Below are 16,606 nucleotides of genomic sequence, written 5' to 3' on the forward strand. Positions count from 1 at the left end.
ACTTCCAAGACCTGACATCGATTGCCTATTAAATTCATGAAACCAAGAAACCAACAATCGTAATGATCTCATTTATTCCTGCTGTAGCAATACTCCTTTCATTGGCAACTACGCTTAAGGTAAGGTTCGATTTTGTGTAGAAAATCGAGGTACCAACCCGTGGCGAAAGTTATATAAAGAACACAGATTCGTAAGGAACAAGGGGGGATTATAGAAAGAAAGCGCTTTACGGATTTCCTGAATGACGGCTTTATAAAATGTCAGCTACATATTCTGAAGGAGGAGTCTTGGTATGAAGTTAAAAAGGATGAATTGGTGGTCTGTTCTGCTTATAGTATCTCTGGTTGGTATTTTATTTACCGGGTGCAGTACCAATAACAATGCTTCTACATCTACCCCGCCCGCTACAGAGAATAACACCAATAAAGAAAATGACACACAGACAGAGGCGCCTCCTGCGGCCGACCAGCCGGTTGACGGCGGAACGATTACGCTTAGTACATTCTCCGATATTGTAAGTCTTAATCCTGTATTTATTAATGATACTTCCTCAGGCGATGTGGCTCAATTTCTGTTCGCCAAACTGTATGATTTGAACCGTGAAGGAAATGTAACTGCAGAACCGTGGTCGCTTGCAGCTGAAGCCCCTAAGGTATCTGAAGACGGAAAGACATACACTGTTAAATTGAAAGATTCGGCTAAATGGAGCGACGGCCAACCGGTAACGGCGGACGATATTATCTTTACGATCGATACGATCCGGAATCCGGAAGCAGGTGCTCCTGGCATAAGCCTTATGGATAAAGTAGATAAAATTGAGAAAGTGGATGACAAAACCGTAAGTATCACACTGAAGCAAATATACGCACCATTCCAGTACTCGTTAGTAGTAGAATTGATACCGGCTCATGTATTGAAAGATATCCCTGTCACAGAACTCCAAAAAAATGCCTATGGTACCGATCCGGCGAAAACGGTAACGAACGGGCCGTGGAAATGGACAGCATGGAAACAAGGCGAGAGCCATACGATGGATGCGGATCCGAACTACTGGGGTGAAGTCAAACCGCATATCGCACAAGTAATTTATAAAATTTATGCCGATCAAAATACAGAAGTTCAAGCTTTGCTGAAAGGCGACACCGACCATATCAGCGCAATTCCGGTTACCCAGGTAGAAGCGGTTAAAGGAAACGACAAAATCGCTATTATTGAAAAACCGGGTGCACAGTATGAATATCTCAACTTCAACTTTGATCCGAAGAACTTCCCTGACAATTACGGATTGTTCGAAGGTCAAAAGACAAGACAGGCGATTGCTCACGCTTTGAACCGTCAAGGAATGGTCGATAACATCCTTAAAGGTGTCGGTGCGCTGATGAATGCTCCGTTCCTGCCGGATACATGGGCTGACCCGAAAGACGCGGCTGTAAACTATGATTACAATGCGGAAACAGCTAAGAAGCTCTTGGCTGAAGACGGATGGGTTGCCGGTAAAGACGGCATTCTTGAGAAGGACGGACATCGCTTCTCGTTCGAGCTTCAATATAATGCGGGGAACAGCCGCCGGGAACAAGTTGCGGCCGTTATTCAACAGAACCTTAAAGATGTAGGCATTGAAGCAACACCGAAGGCTATCGATTTCGCAGCCTGGATCGATCAAAACGTAACACCGGGCAAATACCAGGCGTTGCTGCTGGCTTGGTCGTTGAATACGCCGGATCCGGACTCGGAGAGCATCTTCTCCTCCAAATACTTCCCGCCGGCTGGACAAAACAGCGGCTGGTATAAGAATGAGAAGCTGGACCAGTTGTGGATTGACGGATATTCCACCGTTGATCAAAATGAACGGAAAGAAATCTACAAGGAAGTGGCCAAGGAAATCTCGACCGATCTGCCATACGTGTTCCTCTATCAATATGGTCAGGCTATCGGTACGGGTCCAAGAGTTCATTGGGCTGAAGAAGATCGTCCTGAACCATCGCTTGGATATGGTCAATACTTCCACGCTATCAAATGGTGGGTAACCGACTAAGGAACGGATACAGGAAATAGAATCACCGGAGGGGAAAGAGAATGTCTCTTTCTCCTTCTCCTTTAGGGGAAGAGGATTATTCGGAGATTCTATACCTTGCAATTTATAGGAGGATAGAACAATGACAGAATATCTGGTCCGTCGCCTGTTGCAATCGGTATTGGTCATTTTTTTAATTACTGTCGCTACTTTTCTTCTGATTCATGCGGCTCCTGGGGGTCCTACACAGGTCATGCTGGCGCCCGGTTTGTCGCCGGAAGCGATGGCACAGCAAAAAGCAAACATGGGGCTTGATAAGCCGATCCCGATTCAATACATAAAATGGGTGGGCGGTCTGCTTAAAGGCGATTTGGGCTACACTTTCAAAAATCACATTCCGGTCGGTGATCTGCTCTGGCCGCGGATGGCTAATACGCTCATATTAATGGGAGCTGCCTGGTTTGTTTCCCTGATCATTGCAATTCCATGGGGAATTTATAATAGTACGAGAGAATATGGTCTATCCGACCAGACCTCATCCTTTATTTCTTATTTAGGCTTTGCGATGCCGAGTTTTTGGTTCGGGATTCTGCTTCAGCAGTGGCTGTCGTTGGAACTCGATTGGTTCCCGCTTTCGGACATGCATTCCCGAGGCAAAGAAGGGGATATCGGCGACTTGTTCATGCATCTCGTGTTACCGGTCTCCGTGCTTGCCTTAGGCTTCCTTGCTTCCTATTTGAAATACGCACGTGCCAGTATGCTGGAGGTACTTGACCAGGATTATATCCGTACGGCACGGGCCAAAGGGGTCAAGGAGCGTAAGGTTGTGTTCCGGCATGCGCTTCGTAATGCCTTAATTCCGGTTATTACCGTCATTGGGCTCGATTTGCCGATTCTGGTGTCGGGTGCGGTGCTGACGGAAAATGTGTTCAACTGGCCGGGTATGGGTAGGTTCTATGTTGAGAATGCCTTGGCTCGCGAATACTCCGTACTAATGGCGATTACAATCGTAACAGCGGTTATCGTGATTATCGGGAACCTGCTGGCCGACATTCTTTATGCCGTGGTTGACCCGCGTGTCAAAATCAGCGGCAAAGGGGGGAAATCAGCATGAGTGATATGAAAGCCGAAACATCTGCTGGAGCGGGTACGGATCCGTTGGTTGCCGCTCCATTCGGACTTCCCCCGGAATCCTACGATCCTTCGCCGGCAATCCTCTCCCAAAGGCCTCCGGGTCCATGGAGAATGCTATGGAGTAAATTTTCCCGAAATCCTTATGCAATGACCGGGCTTGTAGTATTGACCTTTTTTGTAGTGATGGCCTTATTGGCTCCTTTTATATCGAAGTACGAACCATCACGAATCGATATGATGTTTGCAAACTTGAAGCCAGGAACGGACGGACATCTACTGGGTACGGACGAATTGGGCCGTGATATTTTTACCAGATTGCTTTATAGCGCTCGCATATCTCTTTTGATCGGATTTTCCGTTGCGTTTGCATCGGTTTTTATCGGTTCTATAGTAGGAGCGGTATCCGGTTATTTCGGGGGATGGGTTGATACGATATTTATGAGACTCGTTGACGTCATGAACTCGGTACCAACCCTGTTCCTGAACATTCTTGTACTTGCGATTTTCAGCTCGGAAATCAAATATATGATTATGATTTTGGCCTTTACGAGTTGGATGAGTATTGCGCGCCTAGTACGCGGGAACTTCCTGCAGCTTAGGGAAATGCAGTATGTGGAGGCGGCCCGGGCAATCGGAGTTTCTAACTGGGGGATCATCTTCCGTCACTTGCTGCGTAATGGGAGCTTTCCAATTATTGTAAATGCTACCTTGATGGTGGGCAGCGCCATTTTGAGCGAATCGGCATTATCCTTTCTGGGGCTCGGCATCCAGGCTCCGGCAACCAGCTGGGGAGTCATGCTCAGCAATGCGCAGGAATTTATGCTGGTTGATAAATTACAGGCCTTATATCCAGGTCTATGTATATTGTTAGTTGTGCTCGCGGTCAACTTTATCGGCGACGGGATCAGGGATGCGCTTGATCCTCGGCAAAGCATGAGCAAAACCCGGAGGAGGCTGAAGTTATGGCGGAAAAACTACTCGAAATCCGGAAACTGACGGTTGGATTCGTAACCGATAAAGGGCTGGTCAAAGCAACCGATGAGATTTCGTTGTCCATTCGTCAAGGGCAGACCGTCTGTCTGGTCGGCGAATCCGGCAGCGGAAAGAGCGTCACTTCGCTCGCCGTGATGCGGCTGATCGATTATGCCGGCGGAGTGATTGCGGATGGAAGCATTGAGTACCACGGACAGGATCTGGCCTTAAAAAGCCAGGAAGAAATGCGCCATATCCGGGGTAACCGGATCGCCATGATTTTTCAGGATCCGATGTCCTCGCTGAACCCGGTGTTTACGGTCGGGGAACAGATCGCGGAAAGCTTGCGCTTGCACCAGAACATGAGCGGCGACAAGGCCTGGAACGCCGCGGTCGATATGCTGCGTACGGTAGGCATTCCAGCCCCGGAAATTCGGGCAAAGCAGTACCCGCATGAACTTTCCGGCGGGATGTGCCAGCGTGTGGTTATCGCGATTGCGCTGGCATGCAAACCGGAATTGCTGATTGCCGACGAGCCGACTACGGCGCTTGACGTGACGGTTCAGGCCCAGATTCTGGACCTGCTCCGCAAACTCCAGGCCGAGCTGGGCATGTCTATCCTGCTCATCACCCATGATATGGGGGTTGCGGCGGAAATGGCAGACCGCGTAGCAGTCATGTATGCAGGTGCGATTGTAGAAGAAGGTCCTGTGGAGGATATCTTCAACACTCCGAGCCATCCGTATACCGTGGGTCTGCTGCAGTCCATTCCCGGTTTTGAAGGGGAGCGCGGCAGAGAGCTGTACACGATCCGGGGAACGATTCCGCCGATAGGTCAACTTCCTGACGGGTGCCGTTTTCATCCGCGTTGTCCGCATGCCATGGATATTTGCCGCCAAAAGGAACCCTTCGACTTTTTGGTCGGGGATGGGGACGATCATCGGGCCGCCTGCTGGCTGTTTGAAGATCGGCCTGTGGCACTCGTTGATGGCAGAGGCGGAAGAGATGAGGTGAAGCGCGCATGAGTACGAAAGTCACGCTCAATAAACAAACTACAGGTGAAGCGGCAACGGAGGATGTAATCATTGATGTCCGTAACCTGAAGAAGTATTTCCCGATTCATAAAGGATTGCTGAGCCGGGTAGTCGGTCAGGTCAAAGCGGTGGACGACGTGTCCCTGACGATCCGGAAGGGCGAGACGTTCGGACTCGTTGGTGAATCGGGGTGCGGCAAATCTACGCTTGGACGGGTAATTCTTCGTCTTCAGGGAGCGACCGAAGGTGAAGTGATTTTTAACGGACGGAATATTCACGAAATGGGCGGCAAGGAACTGCGTGAGCTTCGCGAGGAAATGCAGATTATTTTTCAGGATCCGTTCGGGTCGTTGAATCCGCGGTTTCTGGTGAGGGACATTATTGGGGAACCGCTGCGCGTTCACCGGAAAATGTCCGGGAAAGAAATCGATGAACGGGTTGTCGAATTGATGGAGATGGTAGGTCTGGATGCCTCGCGCCGTAACCGGTACCCCCATGAATTTTCCGGCGGCCAGCGGCAGCGGATCGGTATCGCACGCGCAATTGCACTGCATCCTCAATTCATTGTGGCGGATGAAGCGGTATCCGCGTTGGACGTTTCCGTTCAATCGCAGGTCATCAACCTGCTGATGAAGCTGCAAAAGGAGCTAGGCCTTACCTTTTTGTTCATCGCGCACGGTCTTAACGTGGTCCGGCATATTTCCGACCGGGTCGGCGTCATGTACCTGGGCAAGCTGGTGGAAGTGGGGGAAACGGAAACGCTGTTTGCCGCACCGCTGCATCCTTACACGGCAGCCCTGTTATCGGCGATTCCAAAGCCGACCCCGGGTCGTCGGCAGGAGCGGATCGTCCTTCAGGGGGATGTACCGTCACCGGCCAATCCGCCTTCAGGTTGCCGTTTCCATACGCGCTGTCCTTTAGCGCAAGCAAAATGCTCCCAAGTGGAGCCGTTGCTGGAGGAGATTATGCCAGGCCGGCAGGTTGCTTGTCATTTTCCGTTAGTGAAGGGCGATTCCGGAGGCGTAAATTAATTAAATCAAGAAAGTTTAGCAAAGCTCGTCCTCTATTCTTGGGGGCGAGCCTTTTTTATGGTTATATAAGGAATAGATTAGAAAATAATGTTGTGCACAAAACAGTCAAAAAAGGGTGAATTTATCGTCCTATACCCATATTTGGGGAGGTAACTTTGTTGTGCCCAAATTCGTCTATATGGTATAGTACGAAACGGTAGGGTATTTAGTTATTAAAGTCGTCGTCTGAATGCTTATATAAGAAATAATCAACACTGATGGAGGCATATGATGAAACAAAGAGATAAAAGGGTAAAGAAAAAAGGGAGCCGGGGCAAAAAGGCGCTAATTGTGCTGCTGGCACTTGTCGTTCTTGGAGCGGGGGGATATTTGTTCCGCAAGCCGCTGGCCGTCATGGCGTTCGATTTATTCCTTTCCGGCCAGGTCGAGAAGAAGCTGGAGAAGTCCTATGCTCCGCTTGAAGGAGAGCAAGCGAAGCCGAAGCCGGTCGTCAAAGAGCAGAAGATGGAGCCGTTCAGCGCGCTCCTGCTCGGGGTGGACCAGCGGGCGAATGAACCGGCCCGTTCGGATACGATGATTTACGCGGTGGTTCGGCCGGAGGAATCCAAGGTATTGCTGGTTTCGATTCCCCGGGACACGTACACGGAAATCGTCGGCAGGGATAAGGAAGACAAAATTAATCATGCGTATGCATTTGGCGGCGAAAAGATGGCCAAAGACACGGTTGAGAACTTTCTCGGCAGCCCGGTCGATTATTATGCGGCCATCAACTTCGAGGGACTGCGTGAAGTAGTCGATGCGCTCGGCGGAATCGAATTGCCGATTACGAAAGATATCGTCAACAAGCAGAAGGATCACGAGAAGTTTACGATCAAAGCTGGAAAGCCGCTGTATGACGGACAGGAAGCATTAAACTACACCCGCTATCGCGAGGATAGCGACTTTAACCGGACGAAGCGGCATCAGGTGTTCCTAAGCGCCATCGTGGACCGGATGCTGAAGCTGGACCAGGTTTCGAAGATCCCCGATCTCATGGATATGCTGGGGGATAATTTTAAAACCGACATGATGCCAAGTTACATTATTGACCTCTCAAAGAAAGTTCTGCTGGGAGATGCCCCGTCGATCAACGGATTTACCATTATGGGGGAAGGCTTCCGCAAGAACGGGGTATATTATGACGCGGCCAATGAAGAAGATCTTGAATTTGCTAAGCAATTGATCACTAATTGGACGGATCCGGATACTAAAACGGAACAGCTGCTGATGCCGGATGCCCGGGAAAAAGCTGCCGATGAGGCGGAGAACGGGACGAAGGAAACGAACGAGAAGGAATCTGCGGGAACATCTGCTCAAGCGAAGTAATCAGCACTTATATCATTTTCAACATTGCGAATCAGCATTCATACATTCCGCGAATCCCTCGGCAGTCCGGTTTACCGGCTGCCGATTTCGCGCCATTTGAAGAACGATAGCATTGCTTATAAGCAAGGTAGAGGAGGATATTTTTCTCATGAATATTGCGTTTTTTTTACTGCCGAAAAATGATGTCGTGGCTGTTACTTTGGATTCGACCTTACGGCAGACGCTCGAACGGATGGAATTTCACCGGTACACAGCGGTACCGATTCTTGGCCGGGATGGAGTTTACGTCGGAACGGTTACCGAAGGCGACTTGCTGTGGTATATGAAAAATTCGGCCGGCAAGGTCACTTTTGAGACCGCTTCAAAATTTCTCCTGCGGGATGTTCCTCTTAAAATGGATATCAAGCCGGTATCGATCGATGCCGATATGGAAGACCTGATTAACTTGGCCAAAGTGCAAAACTTTGTGCCGGTCGTGGATGATATGGGCCGGTTTATCGGCATCGTCCGCCGCAGCCAAATCATTGAATACTGCGAGAAATTCGTGGCTCGCGATGCTTCGGTCCGAAGCAATAACTAGGTCCTACTGTTAAAACCTGCTGCGACCGTTTGCGTCCCTTGCCGGGATTGCTTTATGCTATAATGAAGAATAATGCCTTTCGGGGAGGGTGGAAGCTGTCGGCCATGCAAAGGGAAATGGATGTAGCCAAACGAGCTAAAGTGATCGAGTGGTTAAAAACCGAGGTAGTCGATCACGTATCCCGTTTATTCAAAGCATTGTGGGAAGGCAGCACGACAAGGATAACGGATAGTATTGCCAGCCTGATCGTCAGCAGTTATATATTGGGGCGAAGACTGGGCGTTTCCTATCGGGATTTGGATGAAGCAATCCTGGAAAAGTTGAAAAAGCACAAACAGGAAGGCCACCAACTCGAAGATTGGTATCAGGATATATCTACATTGGAAGAACATATGCGTAAGAGGTGAACCCATTTGAAGCTTCGCTGGACATCGGTGGCTTGGAGCGTCGTTTATTTGCTGCTCCTGCTGTCACTCGCTACCCCGCTTACGGTCGTCACGGCTTTTTTCCTGATTGTGCCGGGCGTTCTGCTGTACACTACTTTATCGCCTAAAGCGTTCGTGCTTCATATAGCGCCGGTCTGGATCATCAGTGCTTTGATTTTCGGACCGATGATATGGCTGCAGGCTGCTTATTTTTTAATTCCCGGAATTGTAATGGGACATCTGTATAAAAAAAGAGCGTCCGCCATCCGGACCATCCTGACGGGAGCAGGTACGGTAATGGCCCTGTTCCTGATGGTGCTGCTGGTCAGCACGGTGTTCTTTCAATTTAATCTGGCTGTGGCCATTGAGGAAATGCTCAATACGGCGATGGCTCCGCTGCAAAATGTTGCGGACAGTCCGCTATCCAGCGGAGTGGTCTGGTCTCCGGAGTTGAGCCAACAGGTATCCAGCCTGACGGTACGCCTGATTCCGTTCACCATGATCGTCTGCGCTCTTGTCATTACGGCTATCGCTCATGCGATTGCCCGTCCTACGCTGGGCAGTATGGGTCATATTGTGCCGAAGCTTCCTCCAGTCCGCGACTGGCGGCTGCCAAGATCGCTGATCTGGTACTATCTGATCGGCCTGCTGATTCAAATGTTCGGCGGTGAGGCGGTTCATCAAGGCTTTATGGGAACGATATTGCTAAATATGATGCCGCTCCTGCAGTTTTTATTCATGATTCAGTCGGCAAGTCTGTTCTTCTTCGCAGCTTACCACCGGAAATGGAATCCGGCGATCCCGGTACTTCTTGTGGTGGCAATGTTATTTATTCCGCCGCTGCGCATTGTTGGGATTTTGGACATCGCGTTTCCACTGCGTGAGATGCTTACAAGACCAAGACGATAGGGTGAGAAGGCATGCCTAGTTTACTGCAAAAGCGCTGGCACGGTTATCAGACCGTTTGGATGTTCATGCTCCAGCTGATGCTCATTATATTCGTCTCCTACTATAATTGGATCCTTGGATTGGTCAGTTTGTGTCTGGTCTGCGTGCTGGCTTACGTCATGCTGCAGGCGGAACGGCGCTTCCGCAGGGATCTGGTTAAGTACGTGACGGATTTGACGTACCGGATCAAACGCGTCGAAGGAGAAGCTATCGGGCGTTTGCCGTTCGGGATTATGCTTTACAGCGAAGACCGGGTGGTAGAATGGCACAACCGTTTTGTGGGCGGGATGTTCGGCCGGGAAACGGTAGTAGGCTCGTCATTGGCCGAGCTTTTGCCTCCTTTGCCGCAGCCGGCTCGGGACAAAAAGGACAACAAAATCGGCAAATCCACGGTAGAAGTCGTGGCGAACGAACGCTACTACGAGTTGACCATCGATCACGATGAGCGGCTGATTTATATGCATGACATGACGGAACTGGCGATGCTGCGCGAACGGTATGAGAATGAACGCGCCGCGCTCGGCATCGTGATGCTGGACAATCTGGATGAAGCCGCGCAAGGCATGGACGACCAGCAGCGGACCGCGCTGATCGCCCGCGTGGCGTCGGCGATCACGGAATGGGCCAAGCAGCACCGCATTTATTTGCGGCGCTTGTCCTCCGAGCGATATCTGATGATGCTGAATCAGAGATCGCTGAACGAACTGGAGCAAAGCCGGTTCGTGATCCTGGACGAGGTCCGCGAGATGACCGCGGACCTCAAGGTGCCGATGACGCTGAGCATCGGGCTCGCCTTCGGCACCGAGCGCTTCAGCGAGCTGGGCGAACTGGCCCAGTCGAGTCTGGACATGGCGCTCGGGCGCGGGGGCGACCAGGCCGCGGTGAAGGCCGGTCAGCGGTTGTCATTCTACGGCGGCAAAACGGGCGCCGTAGAGAAGCGGACGCGGGTCCGCGCCAGGGTCATCGCGCATGCGCTGCGCGATTTGATGCAGGAAAGCGACCGCGTCATTATCATGGGCCATCACATGCCTGACCTTGACGTGATCGGCGCCTCCATCGGTGTGATGAAGGCCGCCGATATGTACAAGGTCGAGGCGCACATCGTGCTGGATGGCCCCAACCCGGGTATCGAGCGCCTGATGGAGCGCGTCGACAAAGAAGAGGCGCTGGCGCGCCGCTTCATCTCGCCGGAGCAGGCGCTCGGCATGATGACCCCGCATACGCTGCTCGTGGTCGTCGACACCCATAAGGCGTCGATTACGATGGAGCCGCGGCTGGTGGAGGTCGCCCGGCGGGTCGTGGTGGTGGATCATCACCGCCGCGGCGAGGAGTTTATCAACGACGCGGTGCTGGTTTATCTGGAGCCTTACGCCTCCTCGGCCTGCGAGCTCGTCACCGAGCTTCTGCAGTATATTCACGAGAAGGTGGAGCTCAGCCCGCTGGAAGCGACGACGCTGCTGGCAGGGATTACAATCGATACAAAGCATTTTGCGCTGCATACCGGGTCGCGGACGTTTGAAGCGGCCGCCTTCCTCCGCCGGATGGGGGCGGATACGGCCATGGTCCAGCGGCTCCTGAAGGAAGACCTTCAGGAGTACATCGCCAAGGCCGACATTATCAAGCATGCCCGGATGATTTATGGGCATATCGCGCTGGCGGTGACGGAGGAAGACCATAAAATTCCGCAGCTGCTGATCGCTCAAGTGGCGGACACGCTGCTGAATATGACGAACGTGCTGGCTTCGTTCGTCATCAGCGAGCGGCCTGACGGACTGATCGGCATCAGCGCCCGGTCCTTAGGCAGCATGAACGTACAGGTAGTCATGGAACGGCTTGGCGGCGGGGGGCATTTGACGAACGCCGCGGTACAACTGGAAGGCACCCAGGCGGAGGCGGAGCAACGTTTGCTGGCCGTGCTGGAGGAAATAGATAAGGAAGAGGGGTTATTCGAATGAAGGTAATCTTTTTGAAGGATGTTAAGGGTCAAGGGAAAAAAGGGGAAATCAAAGAGGTATCCGAAGGCTACGCTCAAAATTTTCTGATGCCTCGCGGACTGGTTCGTCCGGCTACTGACGGCAATGTGAAGACGCTGGAGAATCAAACGGCGGCTGAAGTGAAGCGTAAGGAGAAGGAAAAGGAAGAAGCGCAAGCGCTGGGCAAGAAGCTCGAAGAAATGACGGTTACGCTGAAGGCGAAAGCCGGGGAAGGCGGCCGTTTGTTCGGAGCGATTACGAGCAAGCAGGTGGCTGAAGCGCTGGAGAAAGCCGGCGTGAAGATCGACAAGCGCAAAATTGAAATGCACGATCCAATCCGTACGCTGGGCGTGACCCAGGTACCGGTTAAGCTTCATCCTGAAGTAAAGGCGACGTTCAAGGTTCAGGTTACGGAGGAGTAACATGAGCGGCGATATATTTTACGATCGGATTCCACCGCAGAATCTAGAGGCCGAGCAGGCGGTACTCGGAGCGATTCTGCTGCAATCCGAAGCGCTTATTACGGCGATGGAGCGGGTCCGTACCGATGATTTCTACGACAAGCCCCATCAGTTGATCTATGAAGCGATGGTTCAGCTCGGCGAGGAAGGGCAGCCGATTGACCTGGTTACACTGACCTCTCGTTTGCAGGACCGGGGCGAACTAGAGGAGACCGGCGGGGTCAGCTATTTGGCCAAGCTGGCGCACGCAGTGCCTACGGCGGCAAACGTGGATTATTATGCGCGCATTATCGAAGAGAAGTCGATGCTGCGTCGTTTGATCCGGACCGCGACTCAGATCGTTAGCGACGGCTATACTGGCGGAGAGGATGTCTCCGGCATGCTAAGCGATGCCGAGCGGCGTATCCTTGAAATTTCGAACCGCCGCTCCGGCAGCGGATTTATTGCGATCCGCGACGTGGTTATGGAAGTGTTCGAACGCGTTGAGCAGCTCCATCAGAATCGCGGGAATACGACCGGAATCCCTTCCGGCTTCGTCGATCTCGATAAGATGACGGCCGGTTTTCAACGGAACGATCTCATCATCGTGGCGGCCCGTCCGTCCGTAGGTAAAACCGCCTTTGCGCTGAATATCGCGCAAAACGTGGCGGTACGCGCCAAAGAAACCGTCGCGATCTTCAGCCTGGAGATGTCCGCCGCCCAGTTGGTGCAGCGGATGATCTGCGCCGAAGCGAATCTCGACGCGGGAATTATGCGGACAGGTGACTTTAAGAACGATGACGATTGGGCGAAGCTGACGATGGGGATTGCGGCTTTGTCCGAGGCGGAAATCTACATTGACGATACGCCGGGCGTGACCGTGGCTGATATCCGGGCGAAATGCCGGCGGCTGAAGAAGGAGAGAGGGCTAGGCATGATCCTCATCGATTACCTTCAGCTGATTCACGGACGCGGGAAGCCGGGCGAGAACCGGCAGCAGGAAGTATCGGAAATTTCCCGTACGCTTAAACAGATTGCCCGTGAATTGGAAGTGCCGGTAATTGCCCTGTCCCAGCTCAGCCGGGGCGTGGAGCAGCGGCAGGATAAACGTCCGATGATGTCCGACCTTCGGGAATCCGGTTCGATCGAGCAGGATGCCGATATCGTAGCGTTCCTTTACCGGGACGATTACTACAACCAGGAAACCGAGAAGAAGAATATCATCGAGATTATTATCGCCAAACAGCGGAATGGACCGGTCGGGACCGTCGAGCTGGTCTTCCTGAAGAACTTCAACAAGTTCGCGAATTACGAGCGTGCGCATATGGACGCTTTTGCCGGGTAAGCTAATTTTGACGGAAGCGATGCGTATTATGCTTGTTTTTAGTTCAGGTTTATAGCCATTATCCATCCATTTCCGAACAATCGTGCAGGTGACTGTGTGATTGTTCGTTTTTAATTTGACTTTAAAAATGGGGACTGGTAAACTGATATTGCTGCTTTAGAGCAGTAAATGGCTTTGTCGCGTATGTCTATGAATTGTTCAAATACAGGTGCGAGGGCACCAGGCGGGGGAATGTACATGTCAACGGTAGTCGTTGTAGGTACCCAATGGGGAGACGAAGGTAAAGGTAAAATCACGGATTATCTGGCGGAGAGCGCCGAAGTGGTGGCCCGTTATCAAGGCGGCAACAACGCCGGTCACACCATTCTTATCGACGGCAAGAAGTACAAACTCAGCCTGATCCCATCGGGCGTGTTTTATTCGGATAAGAAGTGTGTTATCGGTAACGGCATGGTTGTAAATCCGGCCGCGCTGATTCAAGAAATCAACTATATTCACGAAAATGGCTTCAGTACGAAGAATCTGGTCATCAGCGACCGTGCGCATGTCATCATGCCTTATCACATGGTGCTGGATGCGCTGGAGGAAGATCGTAAGGGACCGAACAAAATCGGAACGACCCGTAAAGGGATCGGCCCGGCTTATATGGATAAAGCGGCTCGCAGCGGCATCCGGATCGCGGATCTGATGGATGCGGAAGAGTTCGAGCTGAAGTTGCGCCATTTGATGAACGAGAAGAACCATGTCATTCAGCAAGTTTACGGTTCGGAGCCGCTGGATGTGGAAGAGATTCTGAAGCAATACCTGGAGTATGCGGAAGTTCTTCGTCCGTACGTCACGGATACTTCGGTCGTGCTTAACGATGCGATTGATGCGAAGCAAAAGGTACTGTTTGAAGGCGCGCAAGGCGTCATGCTGGACATCGACCAAGGGACTTATCCGTTTGTAACGTCCTCCAACCCGTCGGCTGGCGGCGTGTGCATCGGGTCCGGTGTGGGACCTTCGAAGATCGACCAGGTCATCGGGGTAGCGAAGTCGTATACGACGCGTGTCGGCGACGGACCGTTCCCGACGGAACTGCACGATGAAATCGGTGATTTCATTCGGGAAACCGGCCATGAGTACGGCACGGTTACAGGTCGTCCTCGCCGCGTTGGCTGGTTCGACAGCGTCGTGGTCCGCCATGCTCGCCGCGTCAGCGGGTTGACCGGCCTCTCGCTGAACTCGCTGGACGTATTGACCGGTTTGAAGACGGTCAAGATCTGCACCGGCTATAAATACCGGGGCGAAGTGATCACGCATTATCCGGCCAGCCTGAAAATGCTCGCCGAGTGTGAAGCGATCTACGAGGAGCTTCCGGGCTGGTCCGAAGATATCAGCGGCGCGAAGACGCTGGAAGATCTGCCTGAAACGACCCGCAATTACGTGAAGCGCGTATCCGAGTTGACAGGCATTCCGATCGCCATCTTCTCGGTTGGCCGCAACCGCAGCCAGACTAACCAAGTACTGCCGATCTACGAGTAAGGTAGTCAGAACCGCCTCAGGAATTAAATTCCCTGGGCGGTTTTTGTATTGTTTGGATATTAGCTTGGTGGATGTCGGCATGATGGATATTGGCATGATGGATGGTTTAGCTTAATGGATGGTAGCTTGATGGGTGGTGCGAGTCTGGCAGAGTTACTAGGAGTGGAAAATTAGCTGTAGAACCTGCATCTAATTTTGGAGAATCGGGCTAATTGGGGCATTTAGATGTAAAATCTGCAGTTAATTTCGCTCCTTTTGCTTCTATCAGGAGAAAAGGAGAGAATTAGCTGTATGTTTGCAGCTAGAATAAAAAGTAGACACCTCTTAATGTCACACAGATAATAAATCTATTGAGTCAGAAAGGGTGTCGAGAAATGAGTGAGTCTAGGCAACGATACAATGAAACATTTAAGCGTGAGGCCGTAAAGTATGTTCAAGAGCAGACAAAGACGCTGGAGCAGGTGGCCGACGAGCTAAACATCAATCCCGGTACGTTGAGAAACTGGGTGGGTAAGTACCGTGAGTTTGAAAATGAGCCGGTAAACCAAGGAGAATCACTTCGACAGCAATCCCAACTCATTGAAGACCAAAAACGTGAGATCGCGGACCTGAAAGAAGAGATCGAAATTTTAAAAAAGGCCGTGCACATCTTCGGGAAAGAAAAGAACTAAGGTTCCAGTTCATCGAAGATCATCGCTCCGAGTTTCGATTGGAGAAGATGTGCAAAGTGCTGCAAGTTTCCCGGAGTGGATACTACAAGTGGCAGGCATCCGAAGCCTCCGAAACAGAGAAGCGTCGTGAGAAACTCGTAGCACGTATTAAATGGCATTTTTACGATTCCGATGAAATCTACGGCAGCCCAAGGATACACAATGAATTAGTAAAAGAAGGATGGACGGTATCGGAACGAACCGTCGGCCTCATCATGCGCGAAAATGGGTGGCGCTCGTGCATGGCTCGAAAATTCAGAGTCACCACCACAGACTCCAATCACGATATGCCCATCGCACCGAATGTACTGGATCAGGATTTCTCTGCCACCAGGCCTAATGAAAAATGGGTGGCTGACATTACCTACATCCCTTGCCGCCAGGGAAAGCTGTACCTTGCCAGCATTTTGGATCTATATACAAAACAGATCGTTGGATGGAGGCTCAGCGATAAAATGACGACGGACCTCGTCCTTGAAGCACTAAATCAAGCGTACGAGGCTAAGAAGCCAAGGGGTGTAATTCACCATTCCGATCGCGGCTCCCAGTATGCCTCCAAGGAGTACCGTGAACAACTGGCACGTTTAGGCATACAGCCAAGCATGAGTCGTAAAGGTAACTGCTATGACAATGCCTGCATCGAGGCGTTTCACAGCATCTTAAAACGCGAATTCATCTACAGCAGGCCAAAGTTCAGGACCAAGGAAGAGGCGCAACAGAAACTGTATCGTTACATTGAGTTCTTTTACAACCGCAAGCGCTCAAATAGCACAATTGGTTACATGTCACCGGTGCGCTTTGAACAGATGTACTACCAATTTACAGCTTAAGGGTGTCCACTTTTTTGACAGAAGAGCAGTTTTCCATCTATTTGTTATGAAATCGAAGAAAGAAGAGAAATAGATGTAGGTTTTACAGTTATTTTATACTTGGGGATCACATTCGCAACCGAAGCCGTATCCAAACCCAAACCCAAACCCAAACCCAAACCCAAACCCAAACCCAAACCCAAACCCAAACCCAAACCCAAACCCAAACCCAAACCCAAACCCAAACCCAAACCCAAACCCAAACCCAAACCCAAACCCAAATCTCCATTCACACCCATCCC

16 protein-coding genes are annotated in these 16,606 nt (G+C 51.3%); 15 read left to right on the forward strand and 1 reads right to left on the reverse strand.

Going from position 1 to position 16,606, the window contains the following annotated elements:
• Window positions 1-292 precede the first annotated feature (292 nt).
• The 15 genes from KJS57_RS00185 to KJS57_RS00255 all read left to right on the forward strand — a co-directional run bounded on the left by KJS57_RS00185 (window position 293) and on the right by KJS57_RS00255 (window position 16,325).
• On the forward strand, window positions 293-2,035 hold the full coding sequence (locus KJS57_RS00185; protein WP_211025808.1) for an ABC transporter substrate-binding protein: 1,743 nt from the start codon (window positions 293-295) through the stop codon (window positions 2,033-2,035).
• A gap of 121 nt (window positions 2,036-2,156) precedes the next feature.
• Window positions 2,157-3,128, forward strand: a complete 972-nt coding sequence (locus tag KJS57_RS00190) for an ABC transporter permease (protein ID WP_213653303.1) — start codon at window positions 2,157-2,159, stop codon at window positions 3,126-3,128.
• Window positions 3,125-4,144 carry an ABC transporter permease gene (locus tag KJS57_RS00195; protein WP_244861326.1) on the forward strand — a complete coding sequence of 340 codons (1,020 nt, stop codon included), beginning with the start codon at window positions 3,125-3,127 and terminating at the stop codon, window positions 4,142-4,144. The genes KJS57_RS00190 and KJS57_RS00195 overlap by 4 nt, the downstream gene beginning before the upstream one ends.
• Window positions 4,111-5,145, forward strand: a complete 1,035-nt coding sequence (locus KJS57_RS00200; RefSeq protein WP_213653304.1) for an ABC transporter ATP-binding protein — start codon at window positions 4,111-4,113, stop codon at window positions 5,143-5,145. The genes KJS57_RS00195 and KJS57_RS00200 overlap by 34 nt, the downstream gene beginning before the upstream one ends.
• Entirely contained in the window at window positions 5,142-6,185 is a 1,044-nt protein-coding gene (locus tag KJS57_RS00205; protein WP_213653305.1) for an ABC transporter ATP-binding protein, read from the forward strand. The genes KJS57_RS00200 and KJS57_RS00205 overlap by 4 nt, the downstream gene beginning before the upstream one ends.
• A gap of 267 nt (window positions 6,186-6,452) precedes the next feature.
• Window positions 6,453-7,550: an LCP family protein gene (locus KJS57_RS00210; RefSeq protein ID WP_211025816.1), complete on the forward strand. Its 1,098-nt coding sequence runs from the start codon at window positions 6,453-6,455 to the stop codon at window positions 7,548-7,550.
• Between the two features lie 148 nt (window positions 7,551-7,698).
• Window positions 7,699-8,130, forward strand: coding sequence for a CBS domain-containing protein (locus KJS57_RS00215; protein ID WP_211025818.1), 432 nt, complete (start codon window positions 7,699-7,701; stop codon window positions 8,128-8,130).
• A 104-nt stretch (window positions 8,131-8,234) separates the two neighbouring features.
• Window positions 8,235-8,537 carry a MazG-like family protein gene (locus KJS57_RS00220; RefSeq protein ID WP_211025820.1) on the forward strand — a complete coding sequence of 101 codons (303 nt, stop codon included), beginning with the start codon at window positions 8,235-8,237 and terminating at the stop codon, window positions 8,535-8,537.
• A 6-nt stretch (window positions 8,538-8,543) separates the two neighbouring features.
• Window positions 8,544-9,464 (forward strand): DUF2232 domain-containing protein, encoded by a 921-nt coding sequence (locus tag KJS57_RS00225; protein ID WP_211025822.1) that lies wholly within the window; start codon window positions 8,544-8,546, stop codon window positions 9,462-9,464.
• Window positions 9,465-9,475: 11 nt separating this feature from the next.
• Window positions 9,476-11,458 (forward strand): DHH family phosphoesterase, encoded by a 1,983-nt coding sequence (locus KJS57_RS00230; protein WP_211025824.1) that lies wholly within the window; start codon window positions 9,476-9,478, stop codon window positions 11,456-11,458.
• Entirely contained in the window at window positions 11,455-11,898 is a 444-nt protein-coding gene (rplI, locus tag KJS57_RS00235; RefSeq protein WP_211025826.1) for a 50S ribosomal protein L9, read from the forward strand. Before KJS57_RS00230 ends, rplI begins: the two co-directional genes overlap by 4 nt.
• A 1-nt stretch (window position 11,899) precedes the next feature.
• Complete coding sequence (dnaB, locus tag KJS57_RS00240; RefSeq protein WP_211025828.1) at window positions 11,900-13,261, forward strand: replicative DNA helicase; 1,362 nt, start codon at window positions 11,900-11,902, stop codon at window positions 13,259-13,261.
• 237 nt (window positions 13,262-13,498) lie between these two features.
• Window positions 13,499-14,785, forward strand: coding sequence for an adenylosuccinate synthase (locus tag KJS57_RS00245; protein WP_213653306.1), 1,287 nt, complete (start codon window positions 13,499-13,501; stop codon window positions 14,783-14,785).
• 374 nt (window positions 14,786-15,159) lie between these two features.
• Window positions 15,160-15,456, forward strand: coding sequence for a transposase (locus tag KJS57_RS00250; protein WP_211022752.1), 297 nt, complete (start codon window positions 15,160-15,162; stop codon window positions 15,454-15,456).
• Between the two features lie 11 nt (window positions 15,457-15,467).
• A complete protein-coding gene (locus KJS57_RS00255; protein ID WP_244861368.1) occupies window positions 15,468-16,325 on the forward strand; it encodes an IS3 family transposase in 858 nt (285 codons plus the stop codon).
• A 44-nt stretch (window positions 16,326-16,369) separates the two neighbouring features.
• Here KJS57_RS00255 and KJS57_RS00260 read toward each other — a convergent pair whose 3' ends face one another.
• Window positions 16,370-16,603, reverse strand: a complete 234-nt coding sequence (locus KJS57_RS00260; protein ID WP_213653307.1) for a hypothetical protein — start codon at window positions 16,601-16,603, stop codon at window positions 16,370-16,372.
• Window positions 16,604-16,606: the final 3 nt, after the last annotated feature.

Origin of the sequence: Paenibacillus vini (assembly GCF_018403325.1) — a bacterium.
GTDB lineage: Bacteria > Bacillota > Bacilli > Paenibacillales > Paenibacillaceae > Fontibacillus > Fontibacillus vini.